Below are 1,300 nucleotides of genomic sequence, written 5' to 3'. Positions count from 1 at the left end.
TGGACCGGCCAGCCTTTCGTAGACACTCGGACGCCATAATTGATGGCAATGACCGAGGTGTTTATGGGCAACAGCAAGCAGTACACGGATGAGTTCCGCGCAGAGGCGGTGAAGCAGGTAATCGAGCGCGGCTTTACAGTCGTGGACGTAGCCTCCCGGATCGGGATTCCCAAGCACACACTGTACGGCTGGGTGCAGGCGGCCAAGAAGACGGTGCGTGCACCGGGCACTATCGCCGTGCTGAGCGATTCGGCTGAGATTCGCCGGCTCAAGGCCGAGCTGCGGCGGGTGACCGAGGAGCGCGACATCCTAAAAAAAGCCGCCGCGTACTTTGCCAAGGGGTAAGGGCGAAGTACGCGTTCATGCACGCGCACGACCGGGAGTTCCGTCTGGTAGCGATGTGCCGGGTGTTGGGTGTGCAACGCAGCGGCTACTACGCCTGGCTGCACCATGGCGCCAGCGCTCGCGAGCGCGAGGACCAGCGCCTGCTAGGACTGATCAAGCATCACTGGCTGGCCAGCGGGACCGTGTATGGCTATCGCAAGATCACCCTGGATCTGCGCGAGGCCGGCGAGCACTGCAGCCGGCACCGTGTCCTGCGTTTGATGAAGGCCGAGGGCCTGCGTGCGCAGGTCGGGTATGGCCGCAAGCCGCGCCATCGCGGTGGCCCCGTGGGCTTGGTAACCAATGTGCTCAACCGGGACTTCGCGCCGCCCGCTCCGAACAAGGTCTGGGTCACGGACATCACCTACATCCGCACTTACGAGGGCTGGCTGTTCCTGGCAGCGGTGATGGATTTGTACTCGCGCCAGATCGTCGGCTGGGCCACGGCGCCGACGATGACCAGTGACCTGGTGTTGCGGGCGTTGGTGGCAGCGGCGTGGCGCCGCAAGCCTGGGCCTGGGGTGATGGTCCACTCCGACCAGGGCTGCCAGTTCACAAGCAGCGATTGGCAGTCGTTCCTGAAGGCACACCGGATGGTGCCGAGCATGAGTCGTCGCGGGAACTGCCATGACAACGCAGTGGCCGAGAGCTTCTTCAGCGTATTGAAGAAGGAGCGGACCAAGCGAAGGATCTATCCGACACGGGCCACTGCTGCATCGGACGTGTTCGACTACATCGAGATGTTCTACAACCCCATCCGCCGACATGGTTCCGCTGGCGGACTGTCACCGGTAGAGTTTGAGAGGCGCTACGCGCAGAGCGGCGACTGAGTGTCTACGGAACTCTGGCCGGTCCATCTGCGCTTTGGCGCGAAACCGCATCCGTGCATCATTGGATTTGTCTCTTATTAACATAT

1 protein-coding gene is annotated in these 1,300 nt (G+C 62.4%); it reads left to right on the top strand.

Translation table 11 applies throughout. The features are described from left to right. Nucleotides 1-63 precede the first annotated feature (63 nt). Nucleotides 64-1,214 (top strand): IS3 family transposase gene (locus ABB33_RS13530; protein ID WP_225546713.1). Its coding sequence is split into 2 segments (ribosomal slippage): nucleotides 64-310 and nucleotides 310-1,214, totalling 1,152 coding nucleotides; the frame shifts between segments, so codons are not numbered across the junction. Nucleotides 1,215-1,300: the final 86 nt, after the last annotated feature.

It is taken from the genome of Stenotrophomonas acidaminiphila, assembly GCF_001431595.1.
Classification (GTDB): domain Bacteria; phylum Pseudomonadota; class Gammaproteobacteria; order Xanthomonadales; family Xanthomonadaceae; genus Stenotrophomonas; species Stenotrophomonas acidaminiphila.
The sequence above is the reverse complement of the archived record's forward strand: the minus strand, read 5'-3'. Positions and strand labels throughout refer to the sequence as shown.